The following is a 15,353-nucleotide window of genomic DNA, read 5'->3' as shown; positions in this document are numbered from 1 at the left end:
TTTTCTTTCTTCTCTTTGCGTCCTTGGCGTTCTTGGCGGTTCGTTTCCTTATCTATGTTTTTCACAACTCATTTAGGATCGCTATATTCTAGCTCCCTATCTCCTCCTACTCACCACTCCCTTTTGATTAATGACAGAGGTTAAGATGTTAGCTTATTGTTGACTTGTCTTTGTCAAAATCAGGGTGTCTAGTGCCAGAAGAATTCAGTTGTCGTCAAATCTCACCGCCATTTTTGTCTGAGGGTAGCGATCGCAATCTCAGTTTAGATTCAACCCTCCAAGAACTACCAATGTACAACTTCTCAGTGGAAATTAACTGCACTGGTAGGGAAGTAGCTAGTTTTTTAGAAAAATATCCCCTGCTACCAGGAGTAATTTTGGTAGAACAGGGAAAGTTCGTGGGAATGATTTCGCGGCGACGACTGTTAGAATTTTTAATTCGCCCCTATGGACAAGAGTTGTTTGTTCAGCAACCATTAGGCGTTCTCTACGGGTATGCACGGACACCGATTTTGCTGCTTGCTGAGACGACATTAATTTTAATTGCGATGCAACTGAGCTTAAAGCGATCGCCAGAATTATTATCAGAGCCAATTGTAGTGCAAACTACTGCTGGGGATCACAGATTATTAGATGTACAAGAATTAAATTTTATTTCTTGGCAAATTCGCGGCATCAAAAATTTCGTGCGATACGAACGCAGCCAAGCCCAAATGATTCAAAATGATAAAATGGCGAATTTGGGGCGTTTAGTCGATGGGGTAGTACACGAAATTTTAGACCCCGTGGGTTTTATTTGGGGTAACATAACTTACGTCTCAAACTACAGTCAAGATTTACTTAAGTTAATAGCGGCTTACGACAAAGAATTACCGTCTGCGTCCGAGACAATTAACCAAATCAAAGAAGAAATTGAATTTGATTTTTTAGAACAAGATTTATTGCGATCGCTTGCTAGTATCCGCACTGGAGCCGAAAGATTAAAAAGACTTGTCACCAGTTTGCAAAATTTCTGTCATCTCGATGAACTTTATCCTAAACCTGTAGATTTACATTCCTGTATCGATAATCTTATTTTATTAATTAATAGCCGGATTCAAGGAGAAATTGAAATCATAAAATCTTACGGACAACTGCCACCAGTGTATTGTTTTATGGGGCAGTTAAATCAGGTTTTAATAAATATTTTAAGCGAAGCTGTAGATACTTTACTCAATGAAGCAGCGCGACAGCAGTTTTATCTAGAAGATACAAAGACTATTCAAAAACCCAGAATCAAGATTAGTACAGAAGTTATTTCACAGAAACCTAGTAAACCAAATGCACCAGATTCCCGCTGGATCTTAATTCGCATTACTGACAATGGTCCTGGAATGTCACAAGAATTACTACAGCAAATTATGGAGTCTTTTTCTTTGGAAACAAAAAATGGTAAAGAGACTAGCTTAGCCGTCAGTTATCGAATTATAACTGTGAAACATGGTGGGAAATTCAATTTACGTTCCCAACCAGGTATAGGCACTGAATTTGAAATTATGTTGCCTTTGGTTTGATTTAACTTTAGCGAGTACACTGTGGTTTCACTCCACAGGGCGCATACATCGCATCTCTTACCTTAAGGGACTTCCAGAAAATAAATTATCCGAAATTATTTGCACATTTTTCAGGTAGCACAGCTGTGCTACCCTACTATGGAATATTTTTTTCGTTGGAAGTCCCTAACCTAAGCGTATTGGTTTCACTCCTGAATTCTGACTTCTGAATTCTGCTCTAACTGAGATCAGAAAAACCTGACTATAATATTAAATTATTCCAGAATTATAGGCAGGTAAAAAAACTAGAAAAATCCAGAAATGCAATCTTTAACTAACTGGAATAGGTTGACCACTAGACAGAACCAAAGGAAAATTATGGACATTAGGAGCGTGCATTGCACTGATACCAAGATTGGCACGATTGAGTATATCAGCGTCGGTTCTAATAACTTCACCTCGACTATCTAAGATGGAATGATTAAAGTTCAAGCCATTGAGATTAAATGCCATCGAACATACACCCATTGCTGCGAACCAAATACCTATAGTTGGGAATGCTGCTAATAAAAAATGGAAAGCACGATGATTTTTGCTAGCGAAGGTAGGAATCAACAACCGTCCCAAAAAACTATAGTGTCCTGCTAAGTATTTGTAGGTGACTTTCTGCTGACTCAACTTATGTCCGGCATTAATTGATTGATTTTCATCGGTATTGCGAATTAGTGTTGAAGCGACCAAAGAACCATGCAAAGAACTCAACAGTGCGCCGCCGAATACACCTGCTACACCCAACATGTGGAACGGGTGCATGAGGATATTATGATCGCCTTGGAAAGCCAACATAAAGTAGAAAGTCCCAGTAATTCCCAAAGGTAAACCATCAGAAAAACTACCTTGACCAATGGGATAAACTAGCAAAACGGAAGTAGCGGCGATGACGGGTGCAGAATAAGCAATTGCTGTCCAGGGTCGCATTCCCAAACGATAGCTCAATTCCCAAAGTTGCCCTAAGTAACACCAAATACCAATGAGAAAATGCAGCACAATCAACTGATATGGCCCACCATTGTAGAGCCATTCATCCATCGATGCAGCTTCCCAAATAGGATAAAAGTGCAAACCAATAGCAGCGGAAGTCGGCACAACTGCGGCTGTAATTAAGTTATTACCATCCATCAGTGAACCCATGATTGGCTCACGTATGCCATCCATATCTACGCTGGGAGCGGCAATCAAAGCCAAAATAAAACAGGTGGTGGCAGCCAGCAAGGTGGGAATCATCAACACACCAAACCAGCCGATGTAAATCCGATTTTCTGTGCTAGTAATCCAGCGACAAAAACTATCCCAGAAATCAAAAAAATTAAATTCTCTTTGAGGTTGAACAATGGTACTCATGATCTGTAGCTCCTAAGTAATTCCAAGTTCAAATTTTGGTGTTGCTGAATCTGAGTATGAATTGAAATTTTTCGATATGCGCCTAAAGGCAAATGTGTGAGACTAATTCATACTTTAAATTAGCAACGCCGTTTTCTCTTTTGATCTGACTGATTGTATATGTTGTATATGAGATATGTAGTAAAAATTCTAGTGATAATTACTACCTATATACAACACAAGTACTATGAAAAGGCCGTGAATTCTCAAGCTAATTAAAGCAATAGTTGAACATCTCTAGCTTGAAGTTACAACAAGAATTTGAGGAACTTGTGAAGAAATACGGTGCTGATTAAAACTTAAAACAGCATACAAGTTTGTCCCATTGGTAGAAGATAAATTACGCGATCGCCGTTAATGAATTAACGCTATAATTCCAATATTTTTATTCTAAAGTGATGGGACGTAGGCGTAGCCAGCCGTAGGCATCGCTTTTAACAACACCTCAGCATTATCTGCTACATAAAATCGTTAACGCCGATTAATTCTAGTACTATATATATATTTGCTGCGGGCTACCCCATTGATGAACAGCCATGTCAGAAACCACCTTACCTGTACCCCTGATTGAAATTCCACCTAGCGAAGCAGAACTTCCCTATGATGATGGTGTCCCAATGGAAAGCGCACGTCACAGAGCTGCGATGAATTTGCTGATAGATGCCTTAATCCCTTGGTTGTTACAGCGAGAAGATGGGTTTGTCGGCGGCAATATGTTTGTCTATTACAGTCTGGCGCAGTTACGCAACAAAGACTTTAAAGGGCCAGACTTTTTTGTAGTGTTGGGTGTCCCGAAAGGTGAACGCAAAAGTTGGGTGGTTTGGGAAGAAGAAAAAGCCCCGGATGTTGTGATTGAGTTGCTTTCTGAAAGCACAGCCGCCGCAGACAAAAACGAGAAAAAGCTGATTTATCAAAATCAAATGCGTGTACCAGAATATTTCTGGTATGACCCGTTTAACCCAGATGATTGGGCAGGTTTTTCTATCCAACAGAGAGTTTATCAGCCACTGGTTGCTAATGAACAAAATCAATTGGTGAGTGAATCCTTAGGGTTGGCGTTGCAGCGCTGGCAGGGAAATTATAAAGGAATTGATGCGACTTGGTTACGCTGGGCAACTTTGGAGGGAGAATTACTGCCAACACCTGAAGAACAGGAACGCCAACGAGCGGACAAAGCAGAGTCGCAGTTATTACAAACGGCACGCAACTTACTGACGGGTGGGATGACGGTAGAACAGGTGGCGACAGTCACAGGTTTAGATGTGTCGGCGATTGAGCGATCGCTCTCAACATCTGAGTCATGATCAAATATGGGAAATACTGACGCTTTAAACTGAAATCCAATTTTATAGTTGATACCAGAGACTATAGAAAATGAGCATTGAGGAAATTATTATAGATAAGGTAAGAATATTACCTCCTGATAAGCAACAAGAGGCATTAGATTTTGTAGAATTTTACTTGCGAAAATGCAAAAGCAAGAGTTAAGCGATGATCATATTTAGTTATTAATGTATTAGATAAAACTTCTTTATAGGTTGTTGATAAATTTTCTTCCACAGAACAACAACCAATTAATCCAATTTCATCAAACTTTTCATAGAGACTTTTTTCCTGACTATCATTTTCTGATTCTGGTTGTGGATAACGCTTTTTGAGTAACTGAATAAAATCAAGTAGTAAGATTTGAGCTTCTTCTGGTAAAGTATCAATATCTCTATATATTTCTTCAAATTTTATTACCATAATTAACTTCTAAATTGAGTATTTTTAGTATTATCCTATTATAAACTACGCTGTGATGGTAGGGTAAGACGTTTGATTTAGTTAGGGTGGTAATTCTGGTTCTACCGCTCCCTTTATGCAAAATCGGGTTCAAAATCATTGAAAGCCTTTTTTTGTAAGTATTTCATCTAAAATCAAAGTGTAATACCTTGTAAGTCTTACCCTGTAAAAGTTTCGGTATAATAAGTTGTCAATGAGTGATTTGTCTACTAATAAAGATTATATGGATGGTTACAGTTTGTAATGAAGGAATATTTATTGTCATTTACTTTTATGTGAAAAAGTAAAAAATACTTCCTACAGCAGCACCTACTACACCACCAATTGCAGCACCAATAGGGCCACCAACGACTGCTCCAGCACTTGCACCCGCAGCAGCTAAAGCTGGAATGACCTCTATCAGTTTTTTCTTAATTAATTCTTTTTGTATAACTGTAAATACAAAATCACTATTGTTAAATTGATGATTATCATGTTCTTTATCTACCTTTTTTACTCCATCTATAAAGGGATTGTAAAAAGTCCAGTTTGGCTCTTTATTAGTTTTATTAAATTGTGTTTTATCTATTCTAGAAGCGGTTGCCATCAAAAAAGGTATAGCACCTCTTTCAGACATTCGTATAAATACTTGTGTATATAATTCTTCTAACCATCTTTTGCCATCTGGTGTTGTTTGGTTTTTATTATCTACTGCAACTGAAGGAATTTGTTTTGCAATTTATTGACCTGTATGTTTTGCAATTTCATCTCTAATACGTTTAGTTCTTTCTTGTAGTTCTTCTAAATAATCGTCAGCTTTATTAGCGCGTGTGAAGACAATTACAGAATGCTCCCAAACTTTTGGTGTAAATGCTTCTGAAATAATTTGTATACCTTTCTTTTCGTCTTCACCAACTCTTGCATCATCAAGACGAGTTACAAACCAAAGTAAATCTATTTGGTTGACTTGCTTTTGAATTAATTCTATATACTTTTGGTTATTCCCTTTTTCTGGAATATCGTCGCACAATCCGGGAGTATCAATTATTGAACATTTAACACCATTTATTGTATGCTCATATTCTTGAACTTCCATTGTTGTAGCATCATATTTCCCGACACTAGCAATTTCCTGATTTAGCAGTGAATTAACAGTACTAGATTTGCCAACACCTGTTTTACCTACTAAAAGAAATACAAATTTTTTATCTTGAGATAGCTGTAGTTTATCAATTAATAAATTTAACAGTTCTCCAAAAGAAGAAGAAATAGATTCTTTGCTTGCTGCCAAACTTTTTGTAATTTCATCTACGAGCCTTTTAGTTGTCTCATTAAGCATATAATTGGTAATCTAAATTAATTATTACATATACTAAGACATCATTAAATTTTTCAAAAACAGCAAATATACGCAACAAAATGCCAATCATGTGCATTCATATGCGTGCATATGCGGTTAAAAATTTAAACTATTCTACGTACAAAGCCCAACTCTAATGCAGTATTCGATCGCACCTTTCCTCAACCCTCCACAGTCAACCCATTTAACGCCATATTTTCCATAAAAGTATCGCGCTTTGTCCTGGCTAAATCAAGTTTTGGACTCCTAAATCAAGTTTTGGATTTCTAAATCAAGTTTTGAACTTCTAAATCAAGTTTTGGACTCCTAAATCAGGTTTTGGATTTCTAAATCAAGTTTTGAACTTCTAAATCAAGTTTTGGACTCCTAAATCAGGTTTTAAACCCAAAATAAGCAAAAAATTCTGATTAAAAAAAGAATTTCAGCTAATAGCACTGTATTTCTCTTTCTCATGCACAAAAATTTCTCTTAAATAAAAAAACGCAAATATACGCATTCAACGCAACTTTTCAGCGTTTCTATACGTATATTCACGTTAAAATTAAAGACGATGCCTACGGCTGACTACGCCTACGCACTTTTAATGCACTAACGCGATCGCTCTTTTCGTCAAAGCCTCAGCAGTCAATCCATTAAACGCCATCAACTCTCCAGCACTGGCTGTAGTTTCCCCACGTTTCCACGCAAAAGTATCACGCTTGGCTGTACTCCGTAACAAAATTGGTTCCAGCATCGCCGCTGCACCACCTGTCACAGCAATTAGCGCATCGCCATCAAATAATTCGGCAAATTTCGCATCATCTAAGAAACCGCCATCTGCTTCTGAACAAGTATCCCAAGCAGTATCATGAGGACGATATAAACGTCGGGGGTTAATCACAGAAACTATCTTGGCACCAATACCTTCATTTTCTAAGAAAGCAGCAGCTTCAAATACAGGTATTAATGTTAAATCCCCAATCACAGCAAATACAACTTGTTTATCACCAGGAACTTCATGCAATACCACCGCACCATCTTCTAACCCTTGACGAGTTTCTTCTAAACTTGTGCGAATTGGTAACGGCGATTTACTTGCAGTAATCACAATTCCCTTATTCTTAGTTTGCAATGCCCAGTCATAACAAACTTGGATACTATTAGCATCGGGCGGAAATAATGGAAAAACATTTCCATTTCGCATGAGTGAAGCAAAGTAAGCTTCAATTTCCGGACGTTGGTGAGTCCAACCGTTACGCCCTTGCTCTAATGCACCCGCTGTGAATAAAGTAATAGTCGAGGGAGTTTGACGCCGCAATTCTGCCATTGCTTGGGTGACAGTTTGCCAAATTGGTAATCCGTTGATGGCAAAAGATTCGTAAGAACACCACAAAGTTCTCGCACCCATTAAGGACAAACCAGCGGCTAAACCTGCACAAGCATCTTCACTCAAAGGTTCATAAACTTGTCCGTTTGGCGCTTGGTTATATAAATCGTCGGTTGTGGGGTGGATAATTTTTAATGCTTGGTTAATGTTAGCAATTCCTGATGCTTCGTTACCGTCAGCATTGGTAACAAGGAAATTCCGATCTTTATTTCCAACTATTCCTACCAATCGTCCCATTGCAGTTGTAGAAACTTTTGGTTCGCCGCCTACTGCATATTCTTCTAAAGGTAATTCGCCTAATTCTGGCAATGGTAATTCAAATTCTGTTACCACTGTTTTGGCTGCGGGGCCACCGCCTGCGCGTTCGGCATTTGTTCTGACTAATTGCCAAGCTTCAGGAGATAAAGCGCGAGTTTGCAATGCACTCACAATATGCGGTGCATCCAGCGTATCTTTAGGATAAAGGTTGTGAGATTTTGCACCCCGCGCGTGGACTCCTGCACCTTTAAGTTGTTTAATAATAAAAACAGTAAGCTTACCACCTAGTGCCGATCGCGCTGCTTTATCCACACCCGAAAGTACAGCTTGGGTAAACGCTAGACGTTTTTCAAAGGAAAACACAGTACTATCAACGTAATCCCCTGGTTGGTTTTGATCGTCGAAATCCTTAGCATCCACTAACACCACTTCATCAAAACCGTTACCTTGCCAATATGCTTGCATTTCTGGGTTGGTTTTGAGGGAAACCATGCTGTGGTGTTCTTGGCTATAACCATTCCACACCAGTATCGGCAAAAAGTTAGTGACAGCAGGATAAGCAGTATGGAAATGAGCGATCGCACTTACAATATAAGGCTCACCCAATCCACCATCGCCAACTGTAAAAGGGAATAACTTATCTTTGTGCAACAGTGCAGCCGCCATTGCAAAGTGTTGTCCTTGTCCCAAAGGCCCCGCAGGTGCGAGAATACCAGGTATATAACCAGAAAGGTGTCCTAAAAGTCCGTGCTTTTCTCGAAAGCGATCGCGCAATTGTTGGACTGTAGAAATTCCCATGTCTTCTAAAGAGCGATCCAAGAACATGGCACTATAAAATCCGGGGGCGTGGTGTCCGACTTCGGTGATAATGTTCTTGTATCCCAGCATGACAAGAGATGCATAAGCTTCTGCTTGGCTGGCGAATCCGCCGGGATGTCCAGAGGCTTTACTACCAGTAATTTGCAAAGTTAGATAGCGTAAGGCATCGGCAGCTAATAAAGTTTGATATACTGCTGCGGGATCTGTGGGAGATGCGATCGCTACTTTGCCCGATTCTATCGCAGGTGTGGCACCGTAAGTTTCAAAATCTGGTAGTGCTTCGCCAAAATATTGAATACCTTCAGAAAAATTGGGAAGCGCTGAAGAAGCCTTTGGGGTGATTGCGGTCATGCTGAGTACCTTGTGACGATGAAATGAAACTGTAGATGCTCTTTGAATTCAACAAAAATTCTACATCTTTGATGTTGTAACAGTTTATTGCTTTTTTGCAACGTCAAGATAAGTAGTTTAAATGGTTCGCCAATCAAAAATTTTAGTTAGTTTCGGTAGTAAAAAGATCTTTAAGCAGCAAAAAATTTTATCAAGTTACCAAATGACTCCCAAATCCCAGCAGTTTTGCAGGTATAGCAACAGCCAAGGTGGTTAGGACATCAACAGATGATAAAACTTAGACACAAAACGACTTATCACCCAGTCACCAGTCCCCAGTCACCAGTCCCTTGCCATAAAACATAAAAAAGCACGCCATTGAGGAGTGCTGTGATGGGATGCCATGAATCGAGAGATTACCTACCGAGTAGCGCTATCACCTGTTCAAGTTTCATTTTCGCCATATGCCAAGCTAGTAACTCTTCCTGCTTGTATCTATCTGGGTAACGCATTCTCTTACCCTCCAGGGAAATTCTAATCAGCGCTATTTGTTCTGCGGTTGGAGAATTCATCTCATCTATCGCTGAACCAAACACCTGAATAGAAGCAAGTGTTGGTGACTTTAATCCTCTGCCTTCCTCCATCTGGTTTACAGCTATCAACGGGAAAGATAGTAGGGAAGTGATGTAGCTAGCTTTGTATGCTGCACTTCCTGTAGGACGGATACCATATCGACGGCATAAGTCCTGTAATTCAGGAACAGTCTTTATTTCGAGTTCTGAACGTGTAAACATAGAATTACCATTTTCAAAAAGTGGTATCGGTGGTGAACCATTTTTGCGAGTGATAGCACCACCGATTTAAGACTGTATGCCGACGCTTGCGCCGACTTCAAGCTATAGTTACGTTTCTACATAAATGTCTAAGTCCAAAGGTAAGCCCGAAAATTTCGATAATCCACCAAGCAGAGATTTAACCGAGAATGTTACTTTTAGAGCTACCAAGGAAATGAAGGAAGAGATACAGAAACAAGAGAACCCTGCACAATTCTGTAGAGATGCTATTCAAGAAAAGTTAGATAAAAATAAAGGGAAGTAGTCCAAAGTTCTTGAGAGGATGTTTTAAAAGTAGTTAGCTGTGACTTTAATCGAATTATTACCCCCCTTAATCCCACGCCACTTGCTACAACGGAGGGAACCTCCGCAACGCAGTGGCTCCCCGATATATTGGTGGCAAACAAGAAAATCCGGTTCCCTCCCCTTTATAAGGCAGGGCTGTTTCATTCCCCAAAGAGCTTTAAAAATCAAGGGTTCTAGCGATTAAAAATTAGTTATTTTGTTACTGGCGTGCCGATGAAACCAACTATTTTACTGATATTTCAGTGCTTAAATGTTCATCTCTTCGTCACGCTTACTTACAATTTTCTTGCTAACGATCTTGACAAATCTTGTTTGAAATGGAATGAAACAGCCCTGCCTTTATAAGGGGAGGGTTAGGGTGGGGTAAAAAATATTTGATACATCAATCATGACTTTTCAAACATCCTTTCATACAGAATTGGTATAAGTATTAATCTAATGATAGTAGACTATAGATTTTTAACACTTATTTGATGTTTAAGAATGAAAATTTTCCCTTAACGCCGTTTGATTCCATCTTCAATTGTGCAACATAAAACTCTTTTTGAATCACATCACCCGTTGGCGTAAAAGCAATTTCACCGAGAGGAGTTTGATATGTTCCTTTTAATAACTCTTGATTCAATTCTGTTCGCAATTGTGCCAGTGTTAAGTTACTAACTTTGCTTTTTTTATCCAAAGATTGGAGAGCTTCGACATACACCTGCATCGCTGCAAAAGCTTGAGCGCTGACTTGGGGTGGTTCTCTTTGATATTGTTCAACGTAAGCTTTGCGAAATGCCTTATTAATTTCACTAGGATAAACAGGACTATAAGCTTGAGCAACAATCACGCCTTCACAAAGCGCTCTACACACAGAAAATATATGCGATGTGTTAAAACCATTCCCACCAATAATTAATCCTTTATAACCAAGTTCTCGTAGTTGTTTAACTAAATTACCTCCATCTACAGCTAACCCGGATATAATCACTAAATCTGGTTTTAAATTAATAGCGTCACTGGCTTGAGCTTGAAAATCTGTATCTGTAGTTTGAAATTTTTGGACTGTGACTAAATTCAATCCTAAATCTTTAACTGTCTTCTGAAAAATTTCCGTTTCTGATTTATTGAAAGCATCATTTTGAGCGTAAAATACCGCTACTTTTTTAATTTGAGGATTTTGTTGCAGTGCAGCTTTCACAGAATAAGGAGCAACCACAGCCACAGATGAAGAAACGCGGGCAACATAATCACCGATTTCGGGAATGCCTTTAGCAGTATTTGATGCTCCAATGACGGGAACTCGATTGCGTTCTGCTATGGGGTTGGCGCCAAAAGCTTGTTGTGATAGCGTAGGTCCAACGATACCAACGACTTTATCTTGATTAATTAAACTTTTAAAAGCATTAATAGCTCCAGCTTCATCGCCACCAGTATCTTGAAATACTAACTTAATTGGTCTGCCATTAATGCCTCCTTTGTGATTAAAATATTTTTCGGCAAGTTTTACTCCATCAGTTCCCTCTTGACCGAGTAATGCTACATTGCTTGTTTGGGCAAAAGCGATTCCTATGGGAATAATATTAGATGTATTTGTTGCTGGTTTATTTGGAAAATTGGGATTAGGAACGTCAGTTTTGCCACAGGCTATGAGTAGCATAGAGGATAGAAATAAGAATGTAGTTTGACGAGCGATCGCATTTTTCATAAACTTCTAACTATTACCTCTTTGATAGTTAATTTATCAATAACACAGGGTGCGTTACGGCTTTAGCCTAACGCACCATATTACTGAATTCTGAATTCTGAATTCTGCATTCTCCCGTATTTGTTTACTTCTTATTCCAGAGAGCAATAAATTCTTTATAGATCGCTGGAGTTATCTGACTTTGTAAGTAATCGAATGCATCCCGCTGGTTGAGATTGTTGCCATCAAAATAAGTGAATACATTTGTCAGTTTCACAATTTCAGGATTTTGATCGTTTGTCCCTCTCCATTTGTTAGTAACTTTGTGTAAAATATCCTTGGGGAGATTTTTTTGTAAGTTATTTAGTGCTGCAATATAAGAAGGATTTTGAGGATTCTTTTTGAATTGCAAATACAAATCTATCAGCTTGAGTTGAGTCTCAGGCTGAGGCTTAGGGGGTGTCAGAGTCGGTTGCTGTAGAATTTGACGCTGTTCAACATTGGCAATACCATTTTCAGTTAAACCTAGAGATTTCTGAAATTTTCTCACAGCTTTATAAGTGGCTGGCCCATAAAAAGGCTGATTTGAAGGAATTTCTGCATTGGTTGCAAAACCGTGAAACTTCAATCTATTCTGAAGCCCTTTGATTGTATCTTCCATTATTTCTCTAGTCTGGGAATCAGCGTTACCATTAACTGCAAGTTTTTGTGAGTACTGTTTTTGAAACTTTTTAATAGCTTCCTCGGTAACATCGTCTGTCAAGGGGTTGTTATTCCGTTTCCAAGGAGCAAATTGAGGATCGGGGTTAGGATCAATCTCAGGAGCTAAATATCCCAGCCCGATTAAGATATGACGGATGGCTTGAGGGCTATAAACGGCCATGCTTTTTGGTTCCTTTACTACTAAATTCAAGTTTATGTATTGTATTTTACAAAAAAAATTAGGGGTGCATAGCTATACACCCCTACGAATTGCTTAAAACAATATAATAATACTAAGTTGTTTGATTACTCTGTGCAGCTTTTTTCTGTGCAGCACGTTTCAAACGAGTTTTCCTGCTTTTGCGGATGCGATCGCTTGTCCGAACACCACCCGCCATCATATATTCGCAGCTGTCTTTACCGTACCTAAAAGCAACTCCCATCAGCATTGTTTCGAGTAGACTATTCAATTCTTTATCTAACTCTTTCATCTCAGTTCGCAAAGTATCAATCAGTGGTAGAGTTTTGTTATAAGCATTAATTTCATTACGTAACTTTTCAATTAGTTCTGTTAAGCTTTTTAAGCTACGACCATTCCCAAAATCTATATTTGGATCAATTTCCTTTAATCCAGCAGCTCTTGACTGAGCCTTTTCTAAAACGCGAGATTTTTGTATTTCCCGAACCATAAACTGACTCCTATCAGAGGATTATAGAGTTAGTTTGCCTGATTGGAACTATATATTGGCTCAGGATAATCCACAGATATTTGTATTTTTGATTACAAGCTTAATGGTTGGCGATCGCCAGCATCTCAAAAACTGCTGTTGCACAAACCTAACCCCAGTCGCTTCTACGGCGACCCCTTGTCTTTGATTTGTTGAGATGTCGCTTCCATAAAGTTGATAAAAACTTGTATGATTTTATGAATTCCTTCGCTACCTCCTGCAATTAAACCTCCTGTTAATAAAGCATCTAAAGAACGGAAAATAACTACTTGAATTTGATTATTTAAATCGATAATTACCAATGGTTCAATTGAACGAATACCAATTGCGCTGATTAAAAGACCCAATAAAAGCGATGTCCATAGAGCAATTGTTCGCGTATCAGCCTTATAAGCTGCTCTTTGGCGTTCTTTTGCATTTAAATCATCGAGTTCTGGTTTGACTACTAATAATACTTCTTCTTGGCTTTGGATAAAATTTTGGATAATTTGTTGTTCTAAACTCATTCCTTCAGGCGGTAAAATACTGGCTTGATTAGATTTCAATTTAGCAATGTTACTTTGTTGATTTTGCTCTTTTGCTAACTTTAATTTTTCATCAATCAGAACTTTTTGCCGCTGAATTTCAATATCTAAACTCTCGATAAATGCACTTCGCCAAGTAGTTATAAAAACTTCTAAAGAACGCTCTACCAACAAAGAAATAAACAATGGCAATGTCAGTGTTTGTATAATATCATTCAACCCAAAGGGTCTGAAAGTAAATGGTTGAGATGATAACCAAGTTGACAAAGTTACTACTAAAAAACTAATAATGATTAATACAATAAATAGAGGAGATTCTGAAGAAAGCCTCAGCAACGTTTCTATACTCCTGTTGGGCGTCACAATATCAGGTGAAAACTGCACCTGCTGAGTAACTTAACAAGATTAATTTGATAGAACAGTAAATAATTTATTCGCTAAGCCTTTTCTTTAAGAATGCCATGAGGTAGCCCCCTCAAGAGCCATGCTCAAAGCTGGACTCAGCTTAAGCTTTTGTGTTTCGGTATGAGTGATGGTGCGTAAGCGAAGCTCGCCGTTGGCATCGCCAATTATACACGATGAACTGTGCCGCACTCAAAGAGCGATCGCCTTAAAAAAATATCCCGTCGTAGGGGCGCATAGCTATGCGCCCCTACAAATGTACAAATAATTTGGGATAATTTATTTTTTTCCGGTTTACCGAACCTAACCAGTAGAGCAAACCGTAATCTTTTTTAGTGCCTAAGTTGGTGCGGTAATCCTCATTTCTTAGGTGAGAATAACCGAATTTACAGCATTTGAAACTAGGCATAATATCAAAAGTAAGCACAAAGCCAAGTGCCAAAAAAAATAAACACATAGCTAATTAATCTGAGGAAGAGTTATGACAGTAGTTCGTTGGAATCCCTGGAGAGAAATTGACACTCTACAACGTCAAATTAACAACTTGTTTGAAGAAACTATAACACCATCTGGCTCAGTTGAAAGAAACTTAGTTAGAGTTCCCGCTGCTGAACTACAAGAAACTGATGATGCTATTCATCTCAAACTAGAACTGCCAGGAATGTCAGCTAAAGACCTAGATATTCAAGTTACTGAAGATGCTGTTCACATTAGCGGTGAACGTAAATCTGAAACTAAAACTGAACAAAAAGGTACTATTAAGAGCGAATTTTACTATGGTCAATTTCAACGGATAATTCCTTTATCTGCTAGGGTTCAAAATACCAAAGTGACTGCCGAATACAAAGACGGTATTTTGAACCTAACACTGCCTAAAGCCGATAAAGAAAGGAACAAAGTTGTCAAAGTTAATTTGGAACAACCCACTGCTTAATTGGTTGTGAGCAAATTACTCTACCTCCTTTGATTGATTGAAATAGCTAAAAACCCAGTCATGAGAATGACCGGGTTTTTTGTAACAATCGTCAATTATTCGATGACATCGCCAACCTTAAAAGTTTGCCCTGCTACTGTTACTTCGTCGCTTAATCCTAATTGCCGTCCTCGCCGGGTTTCAATTGTGCCATTGACTTTAACGTTACCATCAATAATCATCAGTTTGGCTTGGCCTCCACTTGGGGCTATACCCACCAACTTTAAAAACTGGTCGAGTTTAATCATGTTGCCATTTGTCAAAAGTAATTGATGCTATACAAGCATTTAATTAATTTTATGATCATCTGGAACAACGCTAAACAGAAGTTATTTTTAAACGGAAAT

Annotated in this window: 16 protein-coding genes; 5 read left to right on the top strand and 11 right to left on the bottom strand. The window is 38.6% G+C overall.

All coding sequences use genetic code 11. The features are described 5' to 3' along the window. The first annotated feature begins 191 nt into the window (after positions 1-191). Positions 192-1,553 carry a sensor histidine kinase gene (locus IQ276_RS28445; protein ID WP_193917233.1) on the top strand — a complete coding sequence of 454 codons (1,362 nt, stop codon included), beginning with the start codon at positions 192-194 and terminating at the stop codon, positions 1,551-1,553. A gap of 309 nt (positions 1,554-1,862) precedes the next feature. Here IQ276_RS28445 and psbA read toward each other — a convergent pair whose 3' ends face one another. Further along, positions 1,863-2,933: a photosynthetic reaction center family protein gene (gene psbA, locus IQ276_RS28440; protein WP_193917235.1), complete on the bottom strand. Its 1,071-nt coding sequence runs from the start codon at positions 2,931-2,933 to the stop codon at positions 1,863-1,865. Between the two features lie 575 nt (positions 2,934-3,508). Here psbA and IQ276_RS28435 point away from each other — a divergent pair. After that, on the top strand, positions 3,509-4,276 hold the full coding sequence (locus IQ276_RS28435; protein WP_193917237.1) for a Uma2 family endonuclease: 768 nt from the start codon (positions 3,509-3,511) through the stop codon (positions 4,274-4,276). A gap of 136 nt (positions 4,277-4,412) precedes the next feature. On the opposite strand, the gene IQ276_RS28430 is transcribed toward IQ276_RS28435, so the two are convergent. The 5 genes from IQ276_RS28430 to IQ276_RS28410 all read right to left on the bottom strand — a co-directional run bounded on the left by IQ276_RS28430 (position 4,413) and on the right by IQ276_RS28410 (position 9,663). Further along, positions 4,413-4,718: a DUF2281 domain-containing protein gene (locus IQ276_RS28430; protein WP_193917240.1), complete on the bottom strand. Its 306-nt coding sequence runs from the start codon at positions 4,716-4,718 to the stop codon at positions 4,413-4,415. A gap of 310 nt (positions 4,719-5,028) precedes the next feature. Then, positions 5,029-5,373 carry a hypothetical protein gene (locus tag IQ276_RS28425; protein WP_193917247.1) on the bottom strand — a complete coding sequence of 115 codons (345 nt, stop codon included), beginning with the start codon at positions 5,371-5,373 and terminating at the stop codon, positions 5,029-5,031. Between the two features lie 102 nt (positions 5,374-5,475). After that, positions 5,476-6,075, bottom strand: coding sequence for a GTPase (locus IQ276_RS28420; protein WP_193917242.1), 600 nt, complete (start codon positions 6,073-6,075; stop codon positions 5,476-5,478). Positions 6,076-6,676: 601 nt separating this feature from the next. Next, positions 6,677-8,890: a phosphoketolase family protein gene (locus IQ276_RS28415; RefSeq protein WP_193917243.1), complete on the bottom strand. Its 2,214-nt coding sequence runs from the start codon at positions 8,888-8,890 to the stop codon at positions 6,677-6,679. Between the two features lie 395 nt (positions 8,891-9,285). After that, entirely contained in the window at positions 9,286-9,663 is a 378-nt protein-coding gene (locus IQ276_RS28410; protein ID WP_193917245.1) for a hypothetical protein, read from the bottom strand. Between the two features lie 124 nt (positions 9,664-9,787). Here IQ276_RS28410 and IQ276_RS28405 point away from each other — a divergent pair, with 124 nt between their 5' ends. Beyond that, positions 9,788-9,967 (top strand): hypothetical protein, encoded by a 180-nt coding sequence (locus tag IQ276_RS28405; protein ID WP_228043074.1) that lies wholly within the window; start codon positions 9,788-9,790, stop codon positions 9,965-9,967. Positions 9,968-10,474: 507 nt separating this feature from the next. Here the strand turns inward: IQ276_RS28405 and IQ276_RS28400 are convergent. The 4 genes from IQ276_RS28400 to IQ276_RS28385 form a co-directional block, all read right to left on the bottom strand. Beyond that, a complete protein-coding gene (locus tag IQ276_RS28400) occupies positions 10,475-11,698 on the bottom strand; it encodes an ABC transporter substrate-binding protein (protein WP_193919506.1) in 1,224 nt (407 codons plus the stop codon). Positions 11,699-11,822: 124 nt separating this feature from the next. Next, a complete protein-coding gene (locus tag IQ276_RS28395) occupies positions 11,823-12,560 on the bottom strand; it encodes a peptidoglycan-binding domain-containing protein (protein WP_193919504.1) in 738 nt (245 codons plus the stop codon). A 112-nt stretch (positions 12,561-12,672) separates the two neighbouring features. Then, positions 12,673-13,068, bottom strand: a complete 396-nt coding sequence (locus IQ276_RS28390) for a hypothetical protein (protein ID WP_190876451.1) — start codon at positions 13,066-13,068, stop codon at positions 12,673-12,675. Positions 13,069-13,232: 164 nt separating this feature from the next. Next, entirely contained in the window at positions 13,233-13,898 is a 666-nt protein-coding gene (locus IQ276_RS28385; RefSeq protein WP_235116050.1) for a hypothetical protein, read from the bottom strand. Positions 13,899-14,163: 265 nt separating this feature from the next. Between IQ276_RS28385 and IQ276_RS28380 the strand changes: the two genes are divergently transcribed. Further along, positions 14,164-14,301, top strand: coding sequence for a hypothetical protein (locus IQ276_RS28380; RefSeq protein WP_228043238.1), 138 nt, complete (start codon positions 14,164-14,166; stop codon positions 14,299-14,301). 213 nt (positions 14,302-14,514) lie between these two features. Beyond that, positions 14,515-14,967 carry an Hsp20/alpha crystallin family protein gene (locus IQ276_RS28375; RefSeq protein WP_190876454.1) on the top strand — a complete coding sequence of 151 codons (453 nt, stop codon included), beginning with the start codon at positions 14,515-14,517 and terminating at the stop codon, positions 14,965-14,967. A gap of 95 nt (positions 14,968-15,062) precedes the next feature. Here IQ276_RS28375 and IQ276_RS28370 read toward each other — a convergent pair whose 3' ends face one another. Further along, a complete protein-coding gene (locus tag IQ276_RS28370; RefSeq protein ID WP_190876455.1) occupies positions 15,063-15,254 on the bottom strand; it encodes an RNA-binding S4 domain-containing protein in 192 nt (63 codons plus the stop codon). Positions 15,255-15,353: the final 99 nt, after the last annotated feature.

It is taken from the genome of Desmonostoc muscorum LEGE 12446, from assembly GCF_015207005.2.
GTDB classification, from domain to species: Bacteria; Cyanobacteriota; Cyanobacteriia; order Cyanobacteriales; family Nostocaceae; genus Nostoc; species Nostoc muscorum.
The sequence above is the reverse complement of the archived record's forward strand: the minus strand, read 5'-3'. Positions and strand labels throughout refer to the sequence as shown.

Bases quoted from the DNA above. Each gene is read 5' to 3' on its own strand.
- psbA (WP_193917235.1), bottom strand. From the start codon at position 2,933: ATGAGTACCATTGTTCAACCTCAAAGAGAATTTAATTTTTTTGATTTC.
- IQ276_RS28435 (WP_193917237.1), top strand. From the start codon at position 3,509: ATGTCAGAAACCACCTTACCTGTACCCCTGATTGAAATTCCACCTAGC.
- IQ276_RS28430 (WP_193917240.1), bottom strand. From the start codon at position 4,718: ATGGTAATAAAATTTGAAGAAATATATAGAGATATTGATACTTTACCA.
- IQ276_RS28425 (WP_193917247.1), bottom strand. From the start codon at position 5,373: ATGTCTGAAAGAGGTGCTATACCTTTTTTGATGGCAACCGCTTCTAGA.
- IQ276_RS28420 (WP_193917242.1), bottom strand. From the start codon at position 6,075: ATGCTTAATGAGACAACTAAAAGGCTCGTAGATGAAATTACAAAAAGT.
- IQ276_RS28415 (WP_193917243.1), bottom strand. From the start codon at position 8,890: ATGACCGCAATCACCCCAAAGGCTTCTTCAGCGCTTCCCAATTTTTCT.
- IQ276_RS28410 (WP_193917245.1), bottom strand. From the start codon at position 9,663: ATGTTTACACGTTCAGAACTCGAAATAAAGACTGTTCCTGAATTACAG.
- IQ276_RS28405 (WP_228043074.1), top strand. From the start codon at position 9,788: ATGTCTAAGTCCAAAGGTAAGCCCGAAAATTTCGATAATCCACCAAGC.
- IQ276_RS28400 (WP_193919506.1), bottom strand. From the start codon at position 11,698: ATGAAAAATGCGATCGCTCGTCAAACTACATTCTTATTTCTATCCTCT.
- IQ276_RS28395 (WP_193919504.1), bottom strand. From the start codon at position 12,560: ATGGCCGTTTATAGCCCTCAAGCCATCCGTCATATCTTAATCGGGCTG.
- IQ276_RS28390 (WP_190876451.1), bottom strand. From the start codon at position 13,068: ATGGTTCGGGAAATACAAAAATCTCGCGTTTTAGAAAAGGCTCAGTCA.
- IQ276_RS28380 (WP_228043238.1), top strand. From the start codon at position 14,164: ATGGTGCGTAAGCGAAGCTCGCCGTTGGCATCGCCAATTATACACGAT.
- IQ276_RS28375 (WP_190876454.1), top strand. From the start codon at position 14,515: ATGACAGTAGTTCGTTGGAATCCCTGGAGAGAAATTGACACTCTACAA.
- IQ276_RS28370 (WP_190876455.1), bottom strand. From the start codon at position 15,254: ATGATTAAACTCGACCAGTTTTTAAAGTTGGTGGGTATAGCCCCAAGT.